At 41.2% G+C, this 24,093-nt stretch carries 26 protein-coding genes; 1 reads left to right on the forward strand and 25 read right to left on the reverse strand.

From position 1 onward, the window contains the following. Nucleotides 1–205: 205 nt before the first annotated feature. The 18 genes from hpaD to MKY17_RS17715 all read right to left on the reverse strand — a co-directional run bounded on the left by hpaD (nucleotide 206) and on the right by MKY17_RS17715 (nucleotide 17,742). Nucleotides 206–1,189: a 3,4-dihydroxyphenylacetate 2,3-dioxygenase gene (gene hpaD / locus MKY17_RS17630; protein WP_098370843.1), complete on the reverse strand. Its 984-nt coding sequence runs from the start codon at nucleotides 1,187–1,189 to the stop codon at nucleotides 206–208. Between the two features lie 31 nt (nucleotides 1,190–1,220). Further along, on the reverse strand, nucleotides 1,221–2,735 hold the full coding sequence (gene hpaE / locus MKY17_RS17635) for a 5-carboxymethyl-2-hydroxymuconate semialdehyde dehydrogenase (protein ID WP_098370751.1): 1,515 nt from the start codon (nucleotides 2,733–2,735) through the stop codon (nucleotides 1,221–1,223). Nucleotides 2,736–2,814: 79 nt separating this feature from the next. After that, complete coding sequence (gene hpaI, locus MKY17_RS17640) at nucleotides 2,815–3,732, reverse strand: 2,4-dihydroxyhept-2-ene-1,7-dioic acid aldolase (RefSeq protein ID WP_098370752.1); 918 nt, start codon at nucleotides 3,730–3,732, stop codon at nucleotides 2,815–2,817. 109 nt (nucleotides 3,733–3,841) lie between these two features. Then, nucleotides 3,842–4,519: a GntR family transcriptional regulator gene (locus tag MKY17_RS17645; protein ID WP_339200245.1), complete on the reverse strand. Its 678-nt coding sequence runs from the start codon at nucleotides 4,517–4,519 to the stop codon at nucleotides 3,842–3,844. A 236-nt stretch (nucleotides 4,520–4,755) separates the two neighbouring features. Next, the gene (locus MKY17_RS17650) at nucleotides 4,756–5,940 is read right to left on the reverse strand and encodes a pyridoxal phosphate-dependent aminotransferase (RefSeq protein ID WP_098370754.1); all 1,185 of its coding nucleotides are present in this window, start codon (nucleotides 5,938–5,940) and stop codon (nucleotides 4,756–4,758) included. Nucleotides 5,941–5,959: 19 nt separating this feature from the next. Further along, a complete protein-coding gene (locus MKY17_RS17655) occupies nucleotides 5,960–6,436 on the reverse strand; it encodes a DUF5590 domain-containing protein (RefSeq protein WP_098370755.1) in 477 nt (158 codons plus the stop codon). A gap of 18 nt (nucleotides 6,437–6,454) precedes the next feature. Next, the gene (locus tag MKY17_RS17660) at nucleotides 6,455–6,625 is read right to left on the reverse strand and encodes a YpmA family protein (RefSeq protein ID WP_065310840.1); all 171 of its coding nucleotides are present in this window, start codon (nucleotides 6,623–6,625) and stop codon (nucleotides 6,455–6,457) included. Between the two features lie 155 nt (nucleotides 6,626–6,780). Next, nucleotides 6,781–9,561: an ATP-dependent DNA helicase DinG gene (gene dinG / locus MKY17_RS17665; protein ID WP_098370756.1), complete on the reverse strand. Its 2,781-nt coding sequence runs from the start codon at nucleotides 9,559–9,561 to the stop codon at nucleotides 6,781–6,783. Between the two features lie 160 nt (nucleotides 9,562–9,721). Continuing rightward, a complete protein-coding gene (panD, locus tag MKY17_RS17670) occupies nucleotides 9,722–10,105 on the reverse strand; it encodes an aspartate 1-decarboxylase (RefSeq protein ID WP_098370757.1) in 384 nt (127 codons plus the stop codon). 25 nt (nucleotides 10,106–10,130) lie between these two features. Beyond that, nucleotides 10,131–10,979 carry a pantoate--beta-alanine ligase gene (gene panC, locus MKY17_RS17675; RefSeq protein WP_098370758.1) on the reverse strand — a complete coding sequence of 283 codons (849 nt, stop codon included), beginning with the start codon at nucleotides 10,977–10,979 and terminating at the stop codon, nucleotides 10,131–10,133. After that, nucleotides 10,976–11,812: a 3-methyl-2-oxobutanoate hydroxymethyltransferase gene (gene panB / locus MKY17_RS17680; RefSeq protein ID WP_098370759.1), complete on the reverse strand. Its 837-nt coding sequence runs from the start codon at nucleotides 11,810–11,812 to the stop codon at nucleotides 10,976–10,978. Before panB ends, panC begins: the two co-directional genes overlap by 4 nt. 331 nt (nucleotides 11,813–12,143) lie before the next feature. After that, nucleotides 12,144–13,124: a biotin--[acetyl-CoA-carboxylase] ligase gene (locus tag MKY17_RS17685; protein WP_098370760.1), complete on the reverse strand. Its 981-nt coding sequence runs from the start codon at nucleotides 13,122–13,124 to the stop codon at nucleotides 12,144–12,146. Next, complete coding sequence (locus tag MKY17_RS17690) at nucleotides 13,109–14,290, reverse strand: CCA tRNA nucleotidyltransferase (RefSeq protein WP_098370761.1); 1,182 nt, start codon at nucleotides 14,288–14,290, stop codon at nucleotides 13,109–13,111. Before MKY17_RS17690 ends, MKY17_RS17685 begins: the two co-directional genes overlap by 16 nt. Before the next feature lie 13 nt (nucleotides 14,291–14,303). Next, nucleotides 14,304–15,443 (reverse strand): N-acetyl-alpha-D-glucosaminyl L-malate synthase BshA, encoded by a 1,140-nt coding sequence (gene bshA / locus MKY17_RS17695; RefSeq protein ID WP_098370762.1) that lies wholly within the window; start codon nucleotides 15,441–15,443, stop codon nucleotides 14,304–14,306. Nucleotides 15,444–15,447: 4 nt separating this feature from the next. Further along, a complete protein-coding gene (gene bshB1 / locus MKY17_RS17700) occupies nucleotides 15,448–16,161 on the reverse strand; it encodes a bacillithiol biosynthesis deacetylase BshB1 (RefSeq protein WP_098370763.1) in 714 nt (237 codons plus the stop codon). After that, the gene (locus tag MKY17_RS17705) at nucleotides 16,145–16,570 is read right to left on the reverse strand and encodes a methylglyoxal synthase (protein WP_098370764.1); all 426 of its coding nucleotides are present in this window, start codon (nucleotides 16,568–16,570) and stop codon (nucleotides 16,145–16,147) included. The genes bshB1 and MKY17_RS17705 overlap by 17 nt, the downstream gene beginning before the upstream one ends. Before the next feature lie 19 nt (nucleotides 16,571–16,589). Then, complete coding sequence (gene dapB, locus MKY17_RS17710; protein WP_098370765.1) at nucleotides 16,590–17,390, reverse strand: 4-hydroxy-tetrahydrodipicolinate reductase; 801 nt, start codon at nucleotides 17,388–17,390, stop codon at nucleotides 16,590–16,592. After that, the gene (locus MKY17_RS17715; protein ID WP_098370844.1) at nucleotides 17,383–17,742 is read right to left on the reverse strand and encodes a nucleotide pyrophosphohydrolase; all 360 of its coding nucleotides are present in this window, start codon (nucleotides 17,740–17,742) and stop codon (nucleotides 17,383–17,385) included. Before MKY17_RS17715 ends, dapB begins: the two co-directional genes overlap by 8 nt. Before the next feature lie 167 nt (nucleotides 17,743–17,909). Between MKY17_RS17715 and MKY17_RS17720 the strand changes: the two genes are divergently transcribed. Next, nucleotides 17,910–18,782 carry a YitT family protein gene (locus MKY17_RS17720; protein WP_098370766.1) on the forward strand — a complete coding sequence of 291 codons (873 nt, stop codon included), beginning with the start codon at nucleotides 17,910–17,912 and terminating at the stop codon, nucleotides 18,780–18,782. A 136-nt stretch (nucleotides 18,783–18,918) separates the two neighbouring features. Here MKY17_RS17720 and MKY17_RS17725 read toward each other — a convergent pair whose 3' ends face one another. The 7 genes from MKY17_RS17725 to MKY17_RS17755 all read right to left on the reverse strand — a co-directional run bounded on the left by MKY17_RS17725 (nucleotide 18,919) and on the right by MKY17_RS17755 (nucleotide 23,987). After that, nucleotides 18,919–19,593 (reverse strand): zinc metallopeptidase, encoded by a 675-nt coding sequence (locus MKY17_RS17725; protein WP_141993561.1) that lies wholly within the window; start codon nucleotides 19,591–19,593, stop codon nucleotides 18,919–18,921. A gap of 85 nt (nucleotides 19,594–19,678) precedes the next feature. Then, complete coding sequence (gene ypjB, locus MKY17_RS17730; RefSeq protein WP_098370768.1) at nucleotides 19,679–20,464, reverse strand: sporulation protein YpjB; 786 nt, start codon at nucleotides 20,462–20,464, stop codon at nucleotides 19,679–19,681. 118 nt (nucleotides 20,465–20,582) lie between these two features. Further along, on the reverse strand, nucleotides 20,583–21,179 hold the full coding sequence (locus MKY17_RS17735) for a DUF1405 domain-containing protein (protein ID WP_098370769.1): 597 nt from the start codon (nucleotides 21,177–21,179) through the stop codon (nucleotides 20,583–20,585). Nucleotides 21,180–21,356: 177 nt separating this feature from the next. Continuing rightward, nucleotides 21,357–22,124 carry a menaquinol-cytochrome c reductase cytochrome b/c subunit gene (locus MKY17_RS17740; protein WP_098370770.1) on the reverse strand — a complete coding sequence of 256 codons (768 nt, stop codon included), beginning with the start codon at nucleotides 22,122–22,124 and terminating at the stop codon, nucleotides 21,357–21,359. Nucleotides 22,125–22,180: 56 nt separating this feature from the next. Next, nucleotides 22,181–22,855 carry a cytochrome b6 gene (locus MKY17_RS17745; RefSeq protein ID WP_034307974.1) on the reverse strand — a complete coding sequence of 225 codons (675 nt, stop codon included), beginning with the start codon at nucleotides 22,853–22,855 and terminating at the stop codon, nucleotides 22,181–22,183. 3 nt (nucleotides 22,856–22,858) lie between these two features. After that, a complete protein-coding gene (locus MKY17_RS17750; protein WP_098370771.1) occupies nucleotides 22,859–23,365 on the reverse strand; it encodes a ubiquinol-cytochrome c reductase iron-sulfur subunit in 507 nt (168 codons plus the stop codon). 160 nt (nucleotides 23,366–23,525) lie between these two features. Next, nucleotides 23,526–23,987, reverse strand: coding sequence for a YpiF family protein (locus tag MKY17_RS17755; protein WP_141993563.1), 462 nt, complete (start codon nucleotides 23,985–23,987; stop codon nucleotides 23,526–23,528). Nucleotides 23,988–24,093: the final 106 nt, after the last annotated feature.

Consider the following 24,093-nt stretch of genomic DNA (forward strand, 5'->3'; position numbering starts at 1 on the left):
CTTCCTTTGCTTCTTGAAAGGTTACATTATAAACTCTGTAAACGGACCTTCCATAATCCAGCAGTTTCCATCAACCATTCACCCGTTCTGTTCCCTTAAATGGTGACAATTGGTCTTGGAATATGCACTAGCGCCATATCCTAATGACCAGGGGAGTCAATGTATGTTTTTAAGAACGTTCGATCATTCATCCTAAATCCCGCTTCTATATGATGAATTCAGGCTTGCTTTTTGCCAGAATCGGTTCTTTAAGAGGAACTTCTTCACCTGATATTATATCAAGTACGGCAGATGCCTCATCAAACCATGAATCCGGCGCTTTGGCTCCCCAGAATGTTTGGCGTCTTGGGTCATTCAAATCCCAATGAATTGGTTCGGTATCCGGGTCAGCTGTTAAGTAATCCCCATTGTATAATTCGATCCTGTGACCGTCCGGGTCTCTTAAATATAGGAAGAATGCATTGGATAGGCCGTGCCTTCCTGGTCCGCGTTCGATGGACTCGGCATATCCCAGTGATGCCAGTACATCACAGGCATGGATAAGTGCAAGGGGGTCAGGCAGAAAGAAGCCTACATGATGAAGTCTTGGACCGATTCCGTTCATGAATGCCTGGTCATGGACCGTTTGCTTTCTATGTAGCCACGTTGCCCATAATTTGCCCGATTCATCCACTGTGTCTTCCGAGCATGCAAAACCTAATTCTTTCACATAAAAATCATGGGCTTTTTGCACATTTGGTACACAACAATTCACATGATCGATTCTTTGAACCCTTGAACCCCTATGCATATCGAATCGTTGAAGCAATCTCTCGGCTTTTTCCATTTTGCTGAAAAACTCCACTGGCAATCCTGAAATATCCTGAACTCGTAGCGACTTGCCTAGTGCATGCTGTGTTCCTTCCTGCATCCACTTCATTTTCATTCCCTTGGACAGGAAAAAAGATTCCAATTCATCAAGGTCTTCCTCTTTTTCAACCTTGTATCCTATTGCTTCAACGCTTGGCTTTTCTGCCTTTTGCAAGATAAGCGAGTGATGATGCGCTTCCTCTAAACCACGTAAATATATGTGATCATTCGTTCTTTCCGTTTCAATGAAACCTAAAGCATCCACATAAAAGGCTCTTGATTTATCTAAATCTGTTACATTAAGTATCGTTCTCGCAACACGAATAATAGAAAAATTCATAGTATTCTCCCCTTCTTTAATGAAACACGGATTATTTTTCAGCAGAAGAAACGGCATTCCGTTTCACGCCTCCAAATTTTGGAATGTGATGTTCGCCAATTGCTACGTGGATAACTTGTGTTTCCGTATAGAATTCAAAGCTATAATGGCCACCTTCACGTCCTACCCCACTATATTTCGATCCTCCAAATGGTATCCGCAAATCCCTTACGTTTTGGGAATTCACCCAGACCATCCCGCTATCTACAGCCTGTGCAAATCTATGTCCACGTTTCATATCATTGGTCCATACATAAGCAGCGAGACCATACTTTACATCGTTAGCCATTCTCAGTACTTCCTCTTCAGTCTTGAAAGGAATGACTGCCATGACAGGCCCAAAAATCTCTTCTTGTGCTACCGTCATCTCATTTGTACAGTTCAAGAGAAGCGTCGGGGCAATATAATTCCCTTCCTTGAACGCACTCGGTATGGCACCGCTTACGATTTCCGCCCCTTCATCTTTTGCTATATCCAGATAACGGGAGACATTATTAAAATGGTTACGATGGATCAGCGGTCCGATTTCCGTTTCTGGCTCCATTGGGTTTCCAATTTTGATATTGTGAACACGTTCCTTCAACTCTGCAACGAACTGGTCTATTATCGATTCATGGACAAATAATCTCGAATTGGCTGTGCAGCGCTCCCCATTAAATGAATAAATTCCCCAAACCACAGAATCCAGGGCTTTTTCTAGATCGGCATCTTCAAAAATGACCGCTGGCGATTTACCTCCGAGTTCCATGGAAAAACGTTTCATTGTATCCGCACCATTTTTAATGATTTCAGCGCCAGTCGTCGTTTCTCCGGTAAAGGATATCAATTGGACTTCAGGATGGGCAACCAAGGACGCCCCTGCTGTTTCCCCAAAACCGTGAACGATATTGAATACGCCTTTCGGCAGACCGGATTGGTCAATGATTTGTGCCAATTTATTGGCAGTCAGTGGGGACCACTCCGCCGGTTTAAGGACACATGTATTACCTGTAGCCAGGGCCGGGGCGATCTTCCAGGTTTCTAACATGAATGGCGCATTCCAAGGAGTGATTAATCCTGCCACTCCTATCGGTTTATGGATCGTATAATTGATGAAAGTGTCATCCACTTGATACGACTCTCCTATTAGCCTGCTTTTCACCATCTCAGAATAAAAACGGAAATTCTCCGCTCCCCTTGCCGCCTGTTTTTTTGTCTGGCTAATCGGCAACCCTGTATCAAGGGATTCCAAAAAGGAAATTTCTTCTGCATTTTCTTCAATTAAATCAGCAATCCTATTAATGTACTTCAATCTTTCTTCCACTTTCATCGTTCTCCATGGGCCATTATCGAATGCAGCTCTTGCGGCAGCTACCGCTTGATCAATATCCTCTTTAAACCCTTCTGCCACATTATTGATTGCTTGATTATTAAAAGGGCTTAGATTTTCAAATGTTTTTCCTGAGATACCATCGACAAATTGACCATTGATGTAATGCTTGACATCTTGCACGGGAAAAGTTTGCATGATAAATCCTCCTTTAAAAAATAATTTTGGGAAGATGACAATAATCGATTAGATTTGTGCAATCTTCCCAATCTAGCAATTATGACTGGATTATTTGGTCAATCAACCCGTATGATTGAAGGGTTTCACGCAGTTCTTTTTCCAATGGTTCCGAAGGCGGTCCCATAGGCGGCCTTAATGCAGGATTGATTTTCCCCATCATCCCCATCGCAGCTTTTAATGGTCCTGGATTGGTTTCTTTAAACAAGACATCATTCAATGGCATTAATTTGTAATGGAGGTCAAGTGCCTTATCCACATCACCCTCCACCCAAAGGTTATAAATTTCCGCAACTTCTTTAGGAGTGATATTTGCAGTAGCACTTATATGTCCTGCCCCTCCAATAGCCAACATTGGATAGCATAATAATTCGATGCCCGAATATAAGAGAAAATCCCTTCCGCAATTCAATAAGACACGGTTCACATGTTCGAAATCTTTATTAGATTCCTTTACACCAATAATATTTTTACAATCTTCAGCAAGACGTGCCAATGTCTTCACTTCTAAATTCGTCGCCGTTCTTCCGGGAATGTTATAAACGATAAGCGGGATATCAACAGAATCGGCTACCGTTTTAAAATGATTGTAAAGTGCCTGTTGATTCGGTTTATTGTAATAAGGAACGATGACTAAAGCAGCATCCGCGCCCATTTCCTGTGCCCTTTTTGTCAAATGCAACGTTTCTTTCTGATTGGCAGATCCAGTACCTGGTGCAACTGGAACACGGGCTTTTGCTGCTTTAATAGCCGTTTCCATCACTAATTCCCGTTCCTCAATCGTAAGTGAACTCGGCTCGCCGGTAGTACCGCATACCGAGATTCCATGGGAACCGCTTTCAATGTGCCAGTTTACTAGATTTTCAATTGCCTTTACATCAACTTCCATCTTTTCATCAAACGGAGTGATAACGGGAGCGATGGATCCTCTTAAACGACTTTTGATTTCCTCGTACATTTTTTCTACCACCTTTTAATTATTGGAATATTCGGAATAATTTAAGTGAAAAAATCGGCTTTGCTTTTATGAATAATCGATCGACTATTATAAAACAAAGCCTAGGTCATCAAAGTGCCTGATCGTGTTTAGTTTCCGCCCTCTGCTTGAATGTGCTGATGGCATTCAGTTTATGCTTTCTCACCAATGATTCAATTTCTTCAAAAGATGCTTTTTCCTTTAGAAGCTTTATGATGCTTTCATGTTCGCGAATCGATTGGACTGCGCGTTGCGGAACCATGGTGAACATGGACTTTCTGACCCTATTCATTCTTTGTTGCGCCTGTTTAATTTCTTCCTTTAAAAAGGAATTTCCGCACTTTTCATAAATTTCCGCATGGAAACATTCGTTTAACTTACCAAACAGCTCTAATTCAAAGTTATGGAGGGCTTTTTCCATTTCTTTGTTTAAATTAATTAGATTTTCAAAATCATGATCATTCATAGTTAAAGAACTTAAGGCAGCAGCATATCCTTCAAGCAAAGATAAAACAGAAAGAGTTTCAATGTATTCGCTCTCATTAATGCTTGTAACCACCGCTCCACTATAAGGCTTATATTGAATAAGGCCATCAGATTCCAGTTGTCTGATCGCTTCCCTGACAGGAATCGGACTTAAACTAAGTTCTTTTGCCGTTTGATCGATAATGATCCGCTGTCCAGAACCATATGTTCCATCCAAAATTAATTTAATAAGGTGCTCATAAGCTATTTGCTTTTTGCTGGGGTTTTTGTTTTTCTCTTCCATATTTTCATCATATATGAAATCATATATGATTGCAATCGATTTTTATTAAAAATCATATATGATTTTCACTTTTCTTTACAAGCTTGTTTTGCCATAAATAATGACCTTTTCCTTTGCCATAATGAAGTGAGCTAAAACGCTTATCATGTCTTCTTCCCGAAAGTGCCATATCGAAATACAAACAAAAAAACCTGCAGACCCTGATGTAGCCAGGTAGTCTGCAGGTTATTAAAAAATTATGCCATTTTTGATTTAACGAATGAATGTATTCTTTCAACTGCTGCTTCCAGCAGCTCCAATGAAGTTGCATAAGAGAGTCTGATGTTATCGGGTGCACCAAACCCTGAACCTGGAATTACAGCCACTTGAGCTTCTTCCAGCAACGCAGTCGTAAATTCCTCGACATTGCTGTACCCTGTTAATTCAACTGCACGTTTAACGTTCGGGAATAAATAAAATGCCCCTTGTGGTTTAATGCAGCTGATCCCTGGAATTTCAACCAATTTATCATATATCTTATTCAAACGGCCTTCAAATGACTGACGCATTTCTTCAACAGGCTCCTGTGTGCCTTCATAAGCGGCAATCGCACCATATTGAGCAGTTGTGGTAGGATTGGATGTGCTATGGCTTGCAAGGTTCGTCATTGCTTTAATGATGGACTCATCACCGGCTGCATAACCAATTCTCCAGCCAGTCATCGAATGCGATTTAGAAACACCATTGATGATGATCGTTTGCTTTTTCAATTCAGGTGAAATCTCTGCAATGGATGTATGTTTAGCATTTCCATAAACCAATTTTTCGTAAATTTCGTCGGAAACGATCAGGATATCATGAGCCAGGCAAACTTCCCCGATAGCTGCCAATTCTTCCTTGGAATAAAGCATGCCCGTTGGATTGCTTGGAGAGTTGATGATAACCGCTTTCGTTTTTTCGGTAATTGCTTGTTCTAATTGTTCTTTAGTGATTTTATATTGATTTTCTTCCGTACCGACTACATAAACTGGTTTACCGTCAGCAAGCTTGATTTGCTCAGGATAGCTAACCCAATATGGTATCGGAACAATGACTTCATCTTCTTCATCCAGGATAGCTTGAAACAATGTGTAAAGCGCGTGCTTTGCACCTGAGCCAACTACAATTTCAGACGGTTTGTAATCCAAGCCTTGATCACGCTTCAATTTAGCCGCAATTGCTTCTTTTAGCTTCGGCAGACCAGCGGATGGCGTGTATTTAGTTTGACCTTCATTCATGGAAAGAAGTGCTGCATCTATAATATGTTTGGGCGTATTATAGTCTGGTTCACCAGCACCCAAACCAATTATATCTAGACCTTGGGCCTTAAGTTCCTTTGCTTTTGCCGTGATGGCCAATGTTGTTGATGGCGTTAATGACTGAACGCGGTTCGCTAATTTCATTTTAAATTAATCCTCCATTCTAAATGCTTCGATAATACTTCAACCATTCCCCAGTTTTAAAATCATAATAGTCATAGTTAAAACGCTCGGATTCATCAAGATACGTTACTTCCCAAAGCGGAACGTTCTTTTCCATGCCTAGCTTAACCGAAATGATTTTTTGGGGATTAAGCTTTTCTTTGACAATGTTTAAGATTTCTTGTTTTGATTTACCATCTTTATAGTTTTCCACTACTATTTCTTTCTTCTTGTCCTCAGGAAGCCAGACTATTTTTTTAGTCCCTTTTTCTCCCTTACCAATGATTACAGAGTATGAATCCTGCCCATTATAAAGGTAAAATTCTTCCATGGTCACAAGGCCGCCCTCTTCCTTTGCCTTTTTGAAAGCTTCATTACCAGCCTCTTTTTTAGGCTGCAACGCTTTAATATATGCCCCGCTGACAAATCCGATAAAACAAAGGACCAGGATAGAAGCAATAATCAACCATTTTTTCAAAGCTGCTTTTCCTTCTTTCTATGTACGATAAATTGTAAATATCGCTTTTTCTTGATCTTGGGAATCCAGTGCCAGGCCGAACATTAAGTCATCTTTTTTCAATGTTCGATTCAAAGAATCCACAATTTTATACAGATCAGGAGAATGTTGCAACCTGACTGTTGAAATTACTTCGATTTTACTTTCCATGAAAACGCCCCTCCATTTTAATAATTTGTCAACAACCACTGGTATGAATAGGATTTGAAGGCTTTACCACCTATCACATTATACCAGCTCAAAGATTATTTTTCTTTATAAATTCTTAAAAATTCATTTTAGATTAAGAATGATTTAAAGATTCTTTAAATCCACTCTTCTATCATTTCAGCCATTTCTGTTATTGAGGCTTGGTGCCAGTCCACTTCCGGAATGGCCTTTTGAAATTCAGGTCCATATTTGGCAGTGATGATGCGGCGATCAAGAATTACCAAAATCCCTTTATCTTTTGGAGTGCGTATAAGCCTGCCGAAACCTTGCCGGAACCTTAATAGGGCTTCAGGTAATGAATACGCAGAGAAAGGATTACGCCCTTGCTTCTCGAGAAGTTGGCATTTTGCAGCTGTCACTGGTTCATCCGGTGGCGAAAAAGGAAGCCTGACAATGATTAAACAAGATAAATCCTCGCCGGGGATATCGACGCCTTCCCATAGGCTGGTTGTCCCAAACAGGACGGCTTTCTCGAAGTTTTGGAAATTCCTGAGCAGCCTCATCCGGCTTCCGCCAGAAATCCCCTGGGCAAACAGCGTGAACTCATCCAGTACGCCACTGTCTTTGATGGAATGATAGGTTGCCCGCAGCATTTCATGCGAGGTGAATAATACCATCATTCTCCCTTTCGCTGCCTGAGCGGCAGCAATAATATGATTTGCCGCTGTTTCGGAGAATTCCTCCACCGATAAGCAATTGATATCTGGTAGATCATTTGGAACCAGTACCTTTACGAGTTCCTTATATGGAAAGGGTGAAGGTAAACTTGCTGTCTGCATTGGCTCATTCTCTAAACCGAGTTGTTCTTTAAAATACTTAAAAGAATCCTTCACCACGAGGGTTGCCGATGTCATGACCACACTCTTTTGGCGCCCGAAATAGGAATCCCATAGCCGTTTACTTCCTGCAATCGGCTGAACCGTCAAAGTCACCCCATGCTGGGGTGCTGCATTCGTATAATCAAGCCAATAAATATTTTCTTCATGCGGCTTGATGAAAAATTCATGCAAGGAGTCCCTGGTATCCTGTAAATTTCCAAGCAGCACCTCGATATCATTCAAGTGAAATAATGAATTTTTTCCTAAGGGGGACTCATTATTCAATAAAAGGGCCAATCTTTTTTCTAACTGCGTGATGATGTATCCTAATAAATCCACCAATCGCTCAGCGACCAGAATCGCTTTACCCCATCTTCCATCATCTATTTTGAATGAAAGCCGTTTCGGACTCATAGAACGTGAAAGTTTTTCCGCCTGATTGGAGATATAATAAAAAAGCTGTTCGAATTCATACGAAAAATCACTAAGCTTTTGATCTAATTCATGCGTAGACTTCCCATCCGTCAGTCCATTATTTAAGAGCATCCTGTCCAATTTATATAATAATTGCTTTTGATCTGATGTCCCTAGTCTGTTTAAAACCGTCTTCACCGAAATGTAATTAAGCCTGCTCCCAAGCTGTTTAGATGCAGCCTGTTCCAAATGGTGTGCTTCATCGAGAATCAAATACCCTTTTTTTGGAATCAAGGCGTCTTCTGTAAGCAGATCAGTCATTAAAAACGAATGGTTAGTAATGATGATATCCGCCTTGGCAGCTGTTCTTTTTGCCCGTTCAAAAAAATCCAATTCAAGCCAGGGCTGCTTTAAACCGGCGTATGTAAGACCATCACTTTGAAGCCTATTCCAAAATAACTGACCGCCGCTAGTGAGATTCAATTCATCTTTATCGCCTGTTACGGTTTCAGTGAGCCAAACCAATATCTGCATTTTCGTTAATGCCGTTTCATAATTATCTTCCTTTTCACGCAATGCCCTTTCGAACTTTGCCAAGCTCAAATAATTACTTCTCCCCTTAAGTAAAACAGCTTGAAATGTAAAGGGAAGGATTTTCTTAAGCTTAGGAACCTCGTTTTGAAGAAGTTGATCCTGTAGCTGAAGCGTATACGTCGAAACGACGACAGGTTTATGATGTTTTTTTGCAAAATAAACAGCCGGAAGCAAATAGCCTATGGATTTTCCAATACCTGTCCCAGCTTCAATGATTGCATCCTGGCTGGATTCGAAGGAATGGTGAATCATGTTCATCATATCAAGTTGTCCGCTTCTTGATTCAAAGGCAGGGAATGCACTTTGAAGCATGGCTATTTTTTCCTCATCATCGAGCGGGAATTTCGATTCCGTGTCTTTATGATTACCTTCGTCTTCGGCCTTTTTAAATGCAAGGCCCCTATAAGTAATAAGATCAGGTGAATGGACTTCTGCTTTAGCAAGTTTGCTTGCAATGCAAGCATCTATTAATTCGGAAACCTCACTTTGTAAGGAATAAGATAATCGATATAACTGTTTAAGTGTCATGACTGGAAGGTTCATCAGCTTTTTTTTCAATTCCAACAATAATAAAGCGGTGGCATATGCATCACTATCCGCTTGATGGGGCCTGGAATGATCCAGGTTTTCTTCTTTAGCCAGCTGGTGCAGCTTATATCCATCGGATGTTGGTTTTAATATTTTCGCTAACTCTACTGTATCAAGGGTGGAACCATAAAACGGCTCAAACCCGCATCGTACTAGTTCTTCCTGTAAAAAAGATAAATCAAATAAAACATTATGGGCAACAAAACAAGCCCCTTCTATAAGCCGAGCAATATTTTCTGCAACATCTTCAAAGTCAGGTGCATTTTTTACCGTCTCGTTGCTTATTCCGGTCAATTCTTCAATAAACAAGGAAATTTCCTGTCCAGGGTGGATGAATGTCGAGTATTCATCCACAATTTGGTCGTTTTCGATGACCACGCCAGCAAATTGTATAATCCTATCTCCTTTTTTCGGAGAATTCCCTGTTGTTTCCAAATCAACCACTACATATCGTTGCATCATGAATTGTACACCTCAAACTTCGCTTTCTCCACTTCCTGATGGAATTCTCTTATCTTTTTTATACCATAATAATCGTAATAAAGGAAACAAGCCGTTCATCAAAAGACTAAAAGGGCCGGCAACTGTATGCATGATTCATGCACATGTGCCGGCCCCCCGCTTACATGATTGTAGCTGCAGGTTCGTTTGAAATCAAATCAATGATTTTGTTGTTTTCATCCATGATCGCAACTTTTGGTTTGTGCTCTCCCAATTTATCCTCTGAAACCATTACATAAGAAATGATTATCACGATATCATCCGGCTGCACCAGTCTAGCTGCCGCTCCATTCAAACACACTACACCGCTACCCCGTTCACCCGCAATCACATACGTTTCAAGTCGTGCACCATTATTATTATTCACGATGGCGACTTTTTCGTTAGGCAGAATACCCACCGCATCAATTATGTTTTCATCAATCGTAATGCTGCCTACATAATTCAAATTAGCTTCAGTTACCCGTGCACGGTGAATTTTTCCATTCATCATCGTTCGAAACATCTCAATTCCCCCTGATTTTCATGAATTATTCTACATATAAGGTGATATTATCAATTAGTCTTGCATGCTTGAACTTTACAGCCAATGCAATGATGACGTTTCCTGCAAGCGATTCAAGTGGTTTAAGTTCCGGATATTGATAGACTTCAATATAGTCGATCACTCCACTTGTTTGGGCAGCAATATGTTCTCTTACTAAGGCCGTGACGGTTGCTGCATTTCTTTCACCTGATTCAACCGCCTCTTTGGCCTTTAATAAACTTTGGTACAGCTCTTTAGCCTCCATGCGCTCTTGATCTGATAGGTTAACATTTCGCGAGCTCTTTGCTAACCCATCTTCTTCGCGAACGGTATCTACAGCAACAAGCTGGATAGGGAAATTAAAGTCTTTGATCAGTCCATCTATCACGGCGACTTGCTGGGCATCCTTCTTACCAAAGTAAGCTCTATCAGGAAGGATGATATTGAAGAATTTCGTTAAGACCGTCGCTACACCATCAAAGTGTCCAGGCCTTTGTCTCCCGCATAAAACATCCGTCCTGCTTTGGACAACAACCTTCACAGATGGTTCTTCACCGTACATTTCGTGGACTGTTGGATAGAAGATATAATCCACTCCGCCATTTGCTGCGACATTTTCATCCCGTTCCAAATCCCGCGGATATGTTTCAAAATCCTCATTAGGTCCAAATTGCATCGGATTCACAAAAATACTCAATACCACAATATCATTTTCTTTGCGGGCCTTTTCCAAAAGGGTTGCATGCCCCTCATGTAAAAACCCCATTGTCGCTACATAGCCAATGCTTTTGTGATTGTTTTTTTCCTCTCTGAGTGCCAGTTGCAAATCAGCAGCTGATGTAAAAGTTTTCATCTTTTTCCTCCATAAAGTTCAGAAAGCTGCTCTTCCTTCATTGTAAAAGTATGTTCTTCCGACGGAAAATCTTTAGATTTCACTTCATTCACAAAGCTTGTAATCGATTGACCAATCAGTTCATTTGCATCTCCATAAACTTTTACGAATTTCGCTAGCCGGTCTACCCCATACTTGATGACATCATGGTAAACGAGGACTTGGCCATCTGTTTCTGCGCCTGCCCCAATTCCAATGGTTGGAATTTCCAGGTTCCGTGTGACGAGTTCCCCCACTTGATGTGGAACACATTCAAATACTACTGCCATCGCCCCTGCCGCTTCACACTTTTTCGCATCTTCCAAGAGCTGTGCTGCACTTTCGGCATCTTTTCCTTGCACTTTATATCCGCCCAGAACGCCGACTGATTGAGGAGTCAAGCCAAGATGGGCTACAACAGGGATGCCCGCCTTCGTCAACGCTGATATTTTTTCAACAACATCATCCGCGCCCTCAAGCTTCACGGCATCCGCATGACCTTCCTGCATGATTCGGGCTGCATTCTTGAGTGTTTCATCCATAGATAGGTGATAGCTCATAAAGGGCATGTCCGTCACGACAAATGTATTTGGTGCCCCGCGTTTTACTGCCTTTGTATGATGGATCATGTCATTCACCGTAACTGGAATCGTTGATTCATATCCCAATACGACCATTCCTAAAGAATCGCCGACTAAAATCATGTCCACACCTGATTGTTCGGCTAACTTTGCTGACGGGTAATCATAAGCCGTCAGCATGACAATTTTCTCTTGATTTTGTTTCATTTTCAAAAAATCTCCGGACAATTTCATTACGTTTCCTCCTTTTGATGGAGGAGATGAAAACATCAGCGAAAACTGGTGTCTATACATTCATGCGCAAAAAAAAGACTGACTAAAAAAGTATCTGTTTCGCTACGAAAAATGGCTTAAAAAGCCAAATATCGACACAGACTTATCTTTTAGTCAATCTTTGTTTCATCAGAAGTTTCATCCCTCCGTCCCCGTCCAGTTCTCTGGATCAAGGCAGATTTTCAAATAATTTGGTATTTATGGGGGTGCAGTTCACATTAGATACTGCCCACTTGCATTATATCAAGCCAAATTAAAAATTTCTATTTAATTTTCACGAATTTGACAAAATCTACTGAATTTCAATATCTGCGGAATATATCGAGTGTACGGTTCCTTTTCCGTCTTCAAGAAGTAAAACGCCTGAATCCGTTATCCCCAATGCTTTACCGACAATCGTGTCATTAACGGTACTGGCTTTGATAACCTGGCCAAGACTGATCGCATAACTTTCCCATAAATCCTTTATTGGCATGAAGCCTTGATCTAAATAGAGTTCGTACAAATTTTCGAGACGGAACAATGCTCGTTGAATGACCTTGGATCTTGAAACCGTTCCTCCACTTTCTATGAGAAGGGAAGAAGCCTTTTCCTGCAGTTCTTCAGGAAAATCCTCCAATTGCTGATTGATATTCATTCCAATTCCGACAATGACAGAATGGATTCTATCTGACTCCGCCTGCATCTCCGTCAGGATGCCCACCACTTTCTTGCGATTCACCAAAATATCATTCGGCCACTTTATTTGTGGCTTCAAATCAGTGGTATCCTCTATAGCCTGAGCCACAGCGACTGCTGCCAATAATGTAAGTTGCGGAGCCTCATGAATCGGGATTTTCGGTCTTAGGATCAGACTCATCCATATGCCGCTGAATTTCGGGGAATGCCAAGATCTCATTAGCCTTCCTTTTCCGGATAACTGCTCCTCGGCAACGACGAGGGTTCCCTCCTGAACGCCTTCATTTGCTAGTTGATGCGCAATTTTTTGAGTGGATTCTACAGTTTCCTGATAGTGGATCATCTTGCCGATCGTTTTTGTTTCCAAGCCAAGTTGTATTTCGCTCTCTGACACTTTTTCCGGAGCTGATATGATCCGGTAGCCTTTTTTCCTAACGGCTTCCACGTTATATCCTTCACTGCGCAGGTCTTCTATATGCTTCCAGACAGCTGTGCGCGAACAGCCAATGTATTCAGCAATTTCCTGACCAGATATGAACGCACCATCCGCTTTCGAGAGGGCTTCCATCAGCTTTGTTCTTAACTCAGATTGCATTTCACCAGCCACCTCTTAATTTCTTCTTTATCATTTCTTAATTCTTCATTCAAGACCGCTTTCAATATTTTTTCCAAGTATTCTTTGACCCATGGACCTGGCTTTTCTTGTTTCCAATTCAATAAATCCGTCCCCGAAACGGCAAGATCCGACATTTCTTTAATAATAAGTTCATTGTAGCGCCGATGTGCATTCTCCTCCGCATCCGATACATTACCGCCAGTCAGGGCCGCCTTGACTTTAGCAGCTTGTACAGTTACGCCATGACCTGCCTGAAATACATCGATGGCTGATGGTTCTTTCTTCACTAGCTGTATCGTACGTTGAATGTTTCTTATCGTTTTCAATGGCAGCTTCCATGACCTCAAAGCCTTTTCCAGTTCCTGATCCTTTGTGTGAACCATGATTATAGACCATATTTCTGCCGCTTTTAGCTGATGAAGAGGCAGGTTCAGTAAGTCCATTAAATGATCTTTTTTACTGGAGAATAGAGGCAGGTATTGATATAATCCGCTTTCCAGCAAGAGTGAGAAAGCCCTTATCTTATTGGAGCCGGCCACTAGCTTCTCAAATTCAACCAGGATTCTTTCGACAGCGATTTCACTGATGATCTGGGCGTTCTCTTTAAGGGAATCAAAGGTTTCTTGATCCAGGTCAAAATCAAGTTGACTGACGAACCTTAAAGCACGCATCATTCTCAATGCATCCTCATGAAACCTTTCATGCGGGTTGCCAACCGTGATAATCCTTTTTTCTGCCAAATCACGCTTACCATTAAATGGATCGATGATCTTTCCGGTCTTGTCCATTGCCATTGCATTCATCGTAAAATCTCTTCTTTGCAAATCCTCAGTCAAAGAACGGACAAATTGTACAGAATCGGGTCTGCGAAAGTCCGAATACCCGCTTTCCGTTCTAAACGTCGTAATTTCGTATGTACCCGTATCCGTAATGACAAGCACTGTTCCGTGGTCGATTCCAATATCAGCCGTATTAGGAAAAATCCTTTTGATTTCCTGGGGTGTTGCGGAAGTGGCGATGTCCACATCGTTTATGGGCCTGCCAAGGATATAATCCCTTACAGAGCCGCCAACGAAATAAGCCTCGTATCCAGCTTCTTCAATCACTTCAAGAATGGGTACTGATTTTAAGAATAACCGATCCATCAGCATCCCCTCCCTATTCCATGGATTTACCTTCAAGTGCTTGAATGTAGATGGTTTCATACTCTGTCATGATCGTATCGGAGTGAAAATTAGTATTGGCCCTTTCCAGAGCAGCTTCAGAAAAGCGTTTATGTAAAATCGGGTCGCTTAAAAGTCCAACCGCTTTTTCAGCAACCATATTGACATCTCCCAATTCACAAATATAACCAGTCTCCCCATCAACGATGACTTCAGGAATCCCTCCGATATTCGTCCCAATACAAGGAACTCCACATGCCATCGCCTCAAGCAACACAAGTCCGAAACTCTCTTTTTCCGATAACAGGAATATCAAATCACTGATTGAATATAATTCGGCAAGGTTATCCTGCTTACCAAGAAACAAGACCGAATCATCGATTCCAAGATCTTTAGCCAATTTCAATACAGTTGTCACTTCTGGCCCGTCTCCTACAAGTAGAAGCTTTGCAGGCATTTTCTTTTGAGTTAAATAAAACGCCTGGATAACGTCTTTCACTCGCTTGACCGAACGGAAATTCGAAACATGGATGATCACTTTTTCATCTTCACTGATTCCGTATTCATCCTTAAGGTAATCGGAATTAGATTTATGGTAATCTCTCTCATCAATAAAATTATAGACGGTTTTGATTTCCTTTTCCGGCGCGATTAATTCGTGCGTTTGCTGAACAAGGGAATTAGATACTCCTGTAACGACATCTGATTGCTCTATCCCGAATTTTATTAAATTGGTCAATGAGGGATCATGGCCTAATACGGTTATGTCCGTACCATGCAGTGTGGTTACGATCTTTACTTCATTACCTGACATCTGCTTTGCAAGGATCGCACAAACAGCATGTGGAATTGCATAATGAACGTGAAGGATATCTAATTTCTCCCGTTTTACGACATCCGCTATCTTGCTAGCAAGAGCCAGGTCATATGGTGGATATTGAAAAACTGAATACGAGTTCACTTCAACCTGGTGATAAAAAATATTACAGTACATCTTATTCAAGCGAAAAGGGAGGCTTGAAGAAATGAAATGTATTTCATGTCCTTTTTCTGCAAGCATCTTACCTAATTCAGTTGCTACGACACCAGAACCCCCAACTGTAGGGTAACAGGTAATTCCAATTTTTAATTTCATAAGCTTATTTTTCTCCTAACAAGTCGGCATCGATCAGTAACGGTTTTTTTGTCATGAATCCCTCCGCATAGGCGACACCCACTTCTTTACCGAACATCCGCTCCCGTGACTCTACAGTCTCGATATATCCATTAACTAGCGGTGTTTCTACAGATATTTGACTTTTTTCGAATTGGCTGCCATATGCCCTAAGGCTATCCAGCTTTTTCGATATTGTAGAAGTGATGTCCACGACGAAGTCCGGTTTGTGAAACCCATTGATCATATAATAGTACATATTTTGGACACGATGAGAATCCAGGCCTTCTTCTTCCATATACTTTCTTACTCCTGCCGAAAAAACTGCTTCCTCCACTAATTTGGCACAGTTACCATGATCCGGATGGCGATCTTCCAAAAATGGGGCAAATACAAGGGCAGGTTTATATTGCCGAATGACCGTAATGATTTGATTTATGTATTCCGCTTTCATGTATAGTCCCCGGTCGGGTAAATCAAGGGAAATCCTCGTCACCCCAAGGACTTCAGCAGCCTTATGCGCTTCCTCTTGCCGCAATGGAACGGTTCCATTGGATGACATTTCAGCTTTTGTCAAATCACAAATGACAATTTTCCTGCCTTGTTGCACATATTTAGCGATTGTGCCGCCCATACCGATTTCAACATCATCCGCATGTGCGCCAAAAGCCAGGATATCTATGTTACTTTTGTTTTTCATTTATCTCACCTTGTTTTTGCCGTAGTTTTAGCCAGTCCATATACCCATGTTTCAATCCTTGTATAAGCACTTCTGCTGTGCCCATATTTGTCGCCAAGGGAATTTCATATACATCTGATAGTCGTATAAGCGCCGATACATCAGGTTCATGCGGCTGTGATGTCAAAGGATCGCGGAAAAATAGGATCATGTCCATTTCTCCGCGTGCAATCATTGCACCTATTTCCTGATCCCCGCCAAGAGGTCCTGAATGAAAACGATGGACAGGCAGTGATACTTCTTCCATGATTCTTTTCCCGGTCGTACCTGTTGCAAATAATTCATGCTGCTCAAATACAGCTTTATAGGCTGTTACAAATTGAATGATATCTTCTTTTTTCTTATCATGGGCAATTAAGGCAATTTTCATCGTAAATCCTCCTGATCCCTTATTCGATAATATTTTCCAGGCCGTATACAAGAACATCCAATTTCATGACGGTATCGACAGCAAGTTTGACTCCTGACATGAAGGACGCTCGATTAAAGGAATCATGCCGAACCGTCAATAGCTCTCCATCACTTCCGAAAAGCACCTGTTGATGGGCAACCAGTCCCGGTAGCCGTACACTGTGGATATGCATGCCATCTACATTTGCACCTCTTGCCCCCTGGATGGTTTCTTTTTCATTAGGGTGCCCCTGTTGTTTTGTTTCACGTACCGCTGCAATCATGTCTGCCGTTTTGGAAGCAGTGCCAGAAGGTGCATCCAGTTTTTGATCATGGTGCATTTCTATGATTTCTACATCAGGGAAATACTTTGCAGCCATTTGGGAAAACTTCATCATCAAAATGGCTCCAATTGCAAAGTTTGGCGCGATGATGCAACCAATGCCCTTTTCTTTTGTTAATGAATCCAGTTTCGCTAAATCTTCCTTAGTAAAACCAGTCGTTCCCACTACAGGGCGGATACCATGATTAAGTGCCGTTTCGGTATGGAACATCCCCACTTCCGGTGTGGTCAAATCGATCAATACGTCCGCCTTTATAGAAGAAAAACATTCATTTATATCCGAAAAAACCGGCGCTTCAATACCGTGAAAACCTTCTATCGCGGAGATGCTTTCCCCGTTATGCTTGCGATCTATGACAGCTGCCAATTCAAACCCTTCTGTCCTATGTACAAGCTTCACCGCTTCATTTCCCATTCTGCCACGTGGACCAGCTACAATCACTTTCACTTTACTCATCTTTACCTTCCTCCTCCATTTTCTCTTCTTTTCTTGTCCATCTATCTTTATCACGGGTTGTAAACTTTTCCATCACCAAATCATGCGAGTTTTGAAGGTCAATCCCTAAAGAATTGGCAAAACAAATCAACACAAAAAGCATGTCCCCTAATTCCGCTTCAATCGAATTCTCTTCCTCTGTTGCCTTCTTTGGTTTTTCACCATGGTAATGATTGACTTCCCTAGCCAATTCACCAAGTTCTTCAGACAAACGGGCGAGCATGGCCAGAGGGCTGAAATATCCTTCTTTAAATTGTCCTATGTATTGGTCGACTTCCGCTTGCATTTGTTGGATCGTCTTATGCTTTTCCATATCGTCACCCATTCTTGATTTTCGTTTTCAAACATCATACCTTCTCCATGTTAGCTAAAAGTGAAACAGAAGACAACAGATACGTTCGCGAATCAAAATTGCCCATAGTTGGTTAATTAGTTATAATAAGTAAATTGATGATATGCAAACCTTTGGAGGTATGGGACATGCTTTTGGGCTTAAAATTGAAAAATATTATATTCATCCTTTTTGGGGCTGGAATATTCGCCTTTGGCCTCGTGCATTTTAACATGCAGAACAACTTGGCCGAAGGCGGATTCACCGGTCTCACCTTGATTATATATCAACTTATCGGGATAAATCCTTCTTATTCTAATTTGATTTTGAATATTCCCTTATTTTTAATTGGGTGGAAATATTTAGGGCGCACATCTTTCTTTTATACGATTATCGGCACGGTCGGCCTCTCCGTTTGGCTTTGGATATTCGAGAGATACGAAATTGAAATCGATCTCGGAAACGATTTGATGCTGGTGGCATTGTTTGCCGGGGTTTCTGTTGGTATCGGGCTGGGCATCATCTTTCGCTACGGCGGGACAACAGGCGGAGTGGATATCATCGCCCGTTTTGCCCATCGTTACTTGGGGATGGGCATGGGACGGACCATGTTCATCTTTGATGCCGTCGTCATTGGCCTGTCCATCCTAACCTACCTTGATTACCGGCAAGCGATGTATACCCTCGTTGCCGTATTTATAGGTGCCAGAGTAATCGACTTTATGCAAGAAGGGGCCTATGCTGCTAGAGGTGCAATGATCATTAGTGATAAAAACAAGCAAATTGCTGAAAAAATCATGAATGATATGGAGCGGGGCGTAACCGTATTAAGGGGATATGGGTCCTTTACACGCAATGACCGGGAAGTACTCTACTGTGTTGTTGGTAAAAATGAACTAGTCCGCTTAAAGACTGCCATAACATCGGTGGACCCTCATGCATTTGTATCTGTAAGTGAAGTGCATGATGTATTGGGTGAGGGCTTTACCCTTGATGAAAACAAGAATCCCATTGAAAGGTAATCCTTTATTTGTGGCATACCAATGGAATGCAATCCTTATGAATGTTGCCCTACTAACTGAATTTTATTAGCAATGTGAAGCAAATACTTTTAAAAATAAAAAAGGACCCCATCCCAAGATGGAGTCCTTTTTCAAATTAATCCTCTTCCCTCATTCCTGTATACATAAGCAGAAGACGAACTAATTCCAGAACGGCTACAAGAGCAGCAGCAACATAAGTCATCGCAGCGGCATTTAATACTTTTTTCGTTTCCCGTTCTTCATCATTCCGGATGACCCCAACGGAAACGAGTTGATCCATCGCCCGAGAAGAAGCATTGAATTCAACAGGCAGGGTTATCACTTGGAACAATACAGCGGCTGCCATAAATACGATACCCGCCAATAGCAACCCAGGAATTGAAGCTAACATCCCGATTAAAATCAAAATCCAAGATATGTTAGAGCCAAAATTAGCTACCGGTACTAATGCATGGCGGAAACGCAAGAATGCATATGCTTCTTTATCTTGAATCGCATGTCCAACTTCATGGGCTGCAACCGCTACACCGGCAACTGAATGGCCGTGATAGTTATTAGATGATAAACGCACCGTTTTATCCCTTGGGTCATAATGGTCTGAAAGCATTCCAGGTGTCTCTTCGACCCTGACATTGAACAGTCCATTTTGATCCAAGATGGCCCGCGCAGTCTCAGCACCATTCATACCAGAAGAGGCCGATACCTTTGAATATTTTTTATACGTGCTTTTCACTTTCATTTGTGCATAAATCGGGATTAAAATGATAATCGCCAAATAAATGAAATACATGGTATCCTCCTATAACTATTATTACTCTTAATTCTATGGATTGAAGGCAACCATGTCAAATATAGTGTTCTCTTCCCGTGTCTTTTTAATCATTATGCTCTTTCCTTGGTTTTTCCCTATCACCTTTATATTTTCTCCAGCCTACATATGAAAGCGTCATGATAATGATTGAGCCTGTCGATATGATGACCCACCAAAGGGAAGGATCTGTATCATCTTCCCCCATTTCATCAAAAATGGTGCTTAGTTCGTTTTGCAGCGCATCCAGTTCCTTTTGACTTTCTCCATCACTGATTACCTCAGGACGGTATTGGTTGATGTATTGGATCCTCGTGTCCAGTTGCTGCATCGTTTCTTTAGAAAGGTCGACTTTCAAGCTTGGATATATCATTTCATATTGTGATAGGAATAAGTTCAATTGGCTATTGAATGTAATTGTGTCTTGATTGATCGCGGCGTTCTTTGTTTGCTGGAAGGAATTCATCATTTGATCCTCCATCTCTGTCCAAAGGGGCTGATGGGTAGACTTGACCGCATCAACAACAAGCCGGAACTTTGTAACAGAATTAACCTTTTCGGAATCTCCCTTGTTCATATCCTTTATTGTCATCAACGCCTCATTATGAGCTACAGTGATAATTCGAAGTTCGTCCATGTCAAGGATCTGCTCTTTCGCTGTCTCTTTTAAAAACCGGTCAGAAAAAAACGTCAGCATCTTTTCCGAATCTCCATATCGCTTCAACTTGGTCATTTCCAAGGCTCTATCGGAAATGTCATCTAATTGCTCCAAACTTGAAGAGGATGCTGCATAGACAGGGAAATGTAAGACGACAAATAAAACAGCAATGGTTAATATGAATTTTTTCAACATGCTACTCGTCCCTCCTCATATCTCTACTAAAACGATATGAAAGAAAAAACATGAGTAGACCTCGTTCAACATAAAAAAGTTAACCCTGCTTTTACAAAGCTGTATTTAGAGTTAACTTTTAAGGGATGAAGGATAGGGTGATTCGCTTATTTCTATATCCAAAGTACCAGCCGACAAAAATGGAAAGTATGCTGAGCCAAAAAGTGAAATAGCCTATCGAATTCATATATACCAATAAATCACGGTATATTGGCATCATTTCAAAAACATAATCGATAATGTCATTATGTATGGTCCAAATCCCTGCCACTATCATATGCCAAGGTTTTATTCGATAAAATGGTGCATATAATACACCTTGAATCGCCATCCCTAAATGAGAAGCCATTAACATATAACCTTCCCACGGCAATGAACCTGTTGTCACCAAGGTCATCAAATTCATTACAACTGCCCATATGCCATATTTGAATAGTGTCATTATCGCCAATGCTTCCATAAGTCCGAAATTCCTTCTTAATAGGAAACCAACTAAAACAAATACAAAAAACAGGCTGGCAGTCGGGCTATCCGGTACAAATGCCAAAAAAATCGCCGGAGTGTTTTCCAATTGACTACCGTACCAATAATATCCATAGGCAGTTCCGAATATATTTATTAATAATAACAAAGCGAGCATTTGCCGATTTGCAAGCCAACTGTAAATAACATTCATTCTTTTACCCTCACTTACATTCTTATGTATACTCATTTTACAGGCCATCAACCAGAAAACCAAGTATTCATTTCAATTTCTTCTCATTAACGCTTCAATTTACCAATAAAAAAGCCGACAACCGTGGTCGTCAGCTTCTTTTTGCAGCATATGAAAGAAAATCTGTTGATGGCTATATTATTTTGTCGATAAACCTGATACAAATTCAGCTAATGTTTTCAATTCTTCATCTGTACCTTTGAACATGCCAGCTGGCATGTTACCCTGGCCTTTGACTGCGATCTTAGAGATTTCTTCTGGTTTTAAACCAGTGTCAATTAAGCTTGGTGCTCCTGCTCCACCAGTTAATTCTGCTCCATGACAGCTGATACAGCCATTAGAATCCATCAATTTATACCCATCGCTCTCTTTATCAATGTCTGCACCTTCAACGATTGCTCCTTGCTTCTTGGAAGCTTCCCAATCGTGATGGGCTGCGGACTCCCATGTTAAATAGAAAACGCCGGCCATTGCCAATAACATGAAGCCTACAGCAAAAGGACGTTTCGCCGGGCTCCGCTCTGGACCACGATCTAGAAAAGGTGCCAAGAGCAATGCCCCGAAAGCCAAACCAGGTATTACCATGGACCCGATTGCATTATAAGGACCTGAAGCATAAGTATACTTAAGTAATTGGTAAAGGAATAGGAAATACCAGTCCGGCAGCGGAATGTACCCTGTATCTGTTGGATCTGCTATCCTTTCCAATGGTGACGGATGTGCGATTGTCAGGCAAAGATAACCTACAAGAAATACAGCTCCTACCATCCATTCTTTTAAAAGGAAATTAGGCCAAAATGCTTCAGTTTTCCCAGGATATTCTGAATAATCTTTCGGAATATTCGGTTTACGGTCCGCGGAGATACGCGAGTCACCTACGAATTTCATACCTTTCCCACGATGCATTGAACAATTCCCCTCCTTTATGAAAAGGTTTTTTTGGTTTTTGGTTCACCATTCTTTTATAGTGGACCTGAAATACCTTGTTTTCGGATCATCAGGAAATGAGCCGCTAGTAAAGCAAATAATGCTGCTGGCAGGAAGAATACATGAATTGCAAAGAATCGTGTCAATGTCTGTGCTCCAACGATGGTTGGATCTCCTGCTATCAATGTCTTGAGTGCCGGTCCCATCAATGGTACCGATTCGACAATTGTCAAAGTAACCTTCGTTGCGAATAGCGCTTTCATATCCCATGGCAATAAATAACCAGTCAAGCCTAATGCCAGCATGATGAAGAAAATCAATACGCCGACCATCCAGTTCAATTCACGCGGTTTTTTGTAAGCTCCCTGGAAGAAGACACGAAGAGTATGTAAAAACATCATAACGATAACTAGACTTGCTCCCCAGTGATGCATACCACGGACAATTTGACCGAAGGCAACTTCGTTTTGCAAATAATAAACAGATTCCCAAGCGTTTTTAATGTCCGGGACATAGTACATCGTCAAGAACATGCCTGACAAGATTTGGATGACCGTAATAAAGAAAGTTAACCCACCAAAACAATATACGAATGCAGAAAAATGATGTGCGGGGTTAACATGTTCAGGAACCTCATGGTCAGCAATATCCCGCCATAATGGCGTAATGTCTAAACGCTCGTCCACCCAGTCATATAACTTTGTTAGCAATGTTTACGCCTCCCCATGCGGTTTTAGTTGACCCAAATAAAGTATTCCGTCTTTTTCTTTCGTGTCAAAGACATCCAATGGTGAAACCGGCGGTGTCCCTTTCACATTCATCCCATCTTTCGTATACCTGCCATAATGGCAAGGACAGAAAAATTGATTCGGATTAGTCTTATCCGTATTCCAACCTACCGTACAGCCTAAATGTTTACAGATTGGAGATAAAGCAACGATCTTACCATCATCCGTTTTGTAAACCCATGCTGTATTTGTTTCTTCAGACTCATACCACCCATCGACCTGTTTAAAACTAAAGTCGACACGGGTTGGTTCGGTAGTCAGTTCACTTACCTTCTGTTTAGTTGCAACGTAATCCCCGCCTTTATCAGCTGATAATACAGGATCAATTGCAAACCTAACCATAGGCATCAACATACCGGCCGCCATAAATCCACCAACGCCAGTAAGTGTGTAATTAAGGAATTGACGTCGTGAAACATTATGCTTGCTCATGCGTTTTCCCCCCCTCTATTACTATACTGAGAGCCCAAAGGACCAATAAATAGCGACACTATAAAACTAGGACATTTCCATGATATCTCAATAATTTACCAAGGTCAATATTTGTAAAACCCAAAAGGTGGCAACAATGTGTCAAATATTGCGAAAAATCCTACTTTTTTTCATTTTTCCAATTATAAGAGAAAATATCAAGGATTTGGAGAACTTGCTGGTTAATCATTTCCCTTGCTTGTTCAATTTCAAGCCCATCGAGGGGGATGGCTGGAATCCATACTAAATTATTTTCTAATTCCCGCTCTTCCTTTTTCCACTCAAAATCCGATGTAAGAAAAAAAACATGCTCGAAATCATTTTCTTTCACTTCATTGGCCCAACGCTTTAACCGCTCAACCTTATCCATTTCATCACTTATATAATGAAATGTTGGCAATAAAAGAATTCTTCCTTTCATCTGCTTTTCAATTTCCAAGCTTAAAATGGTAAGAAATTCATTCATTGAGCCCGATTGCTTCATTTGACCTTTAAAAGATAGGGGAACCAAAGGAATCAAAACGGTATCCACATACTCTTTTGACTGCATATACATGTCAAGATCTTTTGCTGTCCACTTCATGTCTACTTCACTCCCGATTTTTTGAATCAACTCCTTTTCATTTTACCATTATTTTTATAACATATTTACCATATACCCATAGTCTTTACAGAAATGTGGATTTTAT

The organism is Peribacillus sp. FSL P2-0133 (assembly GCF_037975445.1).
Classification (GTDB): Bacteria; Bacillota; Bacilli; order Bacillales; family DSM-1321; genus Peribacillus; species Peribacillus simplex_E.

Excerpts from the sequence above, each read along its gene's own strand:
- hpaD (WP_098370843.1), bottom strand. The coding sequence starts at position 1,189 with ATGAATTTTTCTATTATTCGTGTTGCGAGAACGATACTTAATGTAACA.
- hpaE (WP_098370751.1), bottom strand. The coding sequence starts at position 2,735 with ATGCAAACTTTTCCCGTGCAAGATGTCAAGCATTACATCAATGGTCAA.
- hpaI (WP_098370752.1), bottom strand. The coding sequence starts at position 3,732 with ATGTACGAGGAAATCAAAAGTCGTTTAAGAGGATCCATCGCTCCCGTT.
- MKY17_RS17645 (WP_339200245.1), bottom strand. The coding sequence starts at position 4,519 with ATGGAAGAGAAAAACAAAAACCCCAGCAAAAAGCAAATAGCTTATGAG.
- MKY17_RS17650 (WP_098370754.1), bottom strand. The coding sequence starts at position 5,940 with ATGAAATTAGCGAACCGCGTTCAGTCATTAACGCCATCAACAACATTG.
- MKY17_RS17660 (WP_065310840.1), bottom strand. The coding sequence starts at position 6,625 with ATGGAAAGTAAAATCGAAGTAATTTCAACAGTCAGGTTGCAACATTCT.
- dinG (WP_098370756.1), bottom strand. The coding sequence starts at position 9,561 with ATGATGCAACGATATGTAGTGGTTGATTTGGAAACAACAGGGAATTCT.
- panD (WP_098370757.1), bottom strand. The coding sequence starts at position 10,105 with ATGTTTCGAACGATGATGAATGGAAAAATTCACCGTGCACGGGTAACT.
- panC (WP_098370758.1), bottom strand. The coding sequence starts at position 10,979 with ATGAAAACTTTTACATCAGCTGCTGATTTGCAACTGGCACTCAGAGAG.
- panB (WP_098370759.1), bottom strand. The coding sequence starts at position 11,812 with ATGAAATTGTCCGGAGATTTTTTGAAAATGAAACAAAATCAAGAGAAA.
- MKY17_RS17685 (WP_098370760.1), bottom strand. The coding sequence starts at position 13,124 with ATGCAATCTGAGTTAAGAACAAAGCTGATGGAAGCCCTCTCGAAAGCG.
- MKY17_RS17690 (WP_098370761.1), bottom strand. The coding sequence starts at position 14,290 with ATGGATCGGTTATTCTTAAAATCAGTACCCATTCTTGAAGTGATTGAA.
- bshA (WP_098370762.1), bottom strand. The coding sequence starts at position 15,443 with ATGAAATTAAAAATTGGAATTACCTGTTACCCTACAGTTGGGGGTTCT.
- bshB1 (WP_098370763.1), bottom strand. The coding sequence starts at position 16,161 with ATGAAAAACAAAAGTAACATAGATATCCTGGCTTTTGGCGCACATGCG.
- MKY17_RS17705 (WP_098370764.1), bottom strand. The coding sequence starts at position 16,570 with ATGAAAATTGCCTTAATTGCCCATGATAAGAAAAAAGAAGATATCATT.
- dapB (WP_098370765.1), bottom strand. The coding sequence starts at position 17,390 with ATGAGTAAAGTGAAAGTGATTGTAGCTGGTCCACGTGGCAGAATGGGA.
- MKY17_RS17715 (WP_098370844.1), bottom strand. The coding sequence starts at position 17,742 with ATGGAAAAGCATAAGACGATCCAACAAATGCAAGCGGAAGTCGACCAA.
- MKY17_RS17720 (WP_098370766.1), top strand. The coding sequence starts at position 17,910 with ATGCTTTTGGGCTTAAAATTGAAAAATATTATATTCATCCTTTTTGGG.
- MKY17_RS17725 (WP_141993561.1), bottom strand. The coding sequence starts at position 19,593 with ATGTATTTCATTTATTTGGCGATTATCATTTTAATCCCGATTTATGCA.
- ypjB (WP_098370768.1), bottom strand. The coding sequence starts at position 20,464 with ATGTTGAAAAAATTCATATTAACCATTGCTGTTTTATTTGTCGTCTTA.
- MKY17_RS17735 (WP_098370769.1), bottom strand. The coding sequence starts at position 21,179 with ATGAATGTTATTTACAGTTGGCTTGCAAATCGGCAAATGCTCGCTTTG.
- MKY17_RS17740 (WP_098370770.1), bottom strand. The coding sequence starts at position 22,124 with ATGCATCGTGGGAAAGGTATGAAATTCGTAGGTGACTCGCGTATCTCC.
- MKY17_RS17750 (WP_098370771.1), bottom strand. The coding sequence starts at position 23,365 with ATGAGCAAGCATAATGTTTCACGACGTCAATTCCTTAATTACACACTT.
- MKY17_RS17755 (WP_141993563.1), bottom strand. The coding sequence starts at position 23,987 with ATGAAGTGGACAGCAAAAGATCTTGACATGTATATGCAGTCAAAAGAG.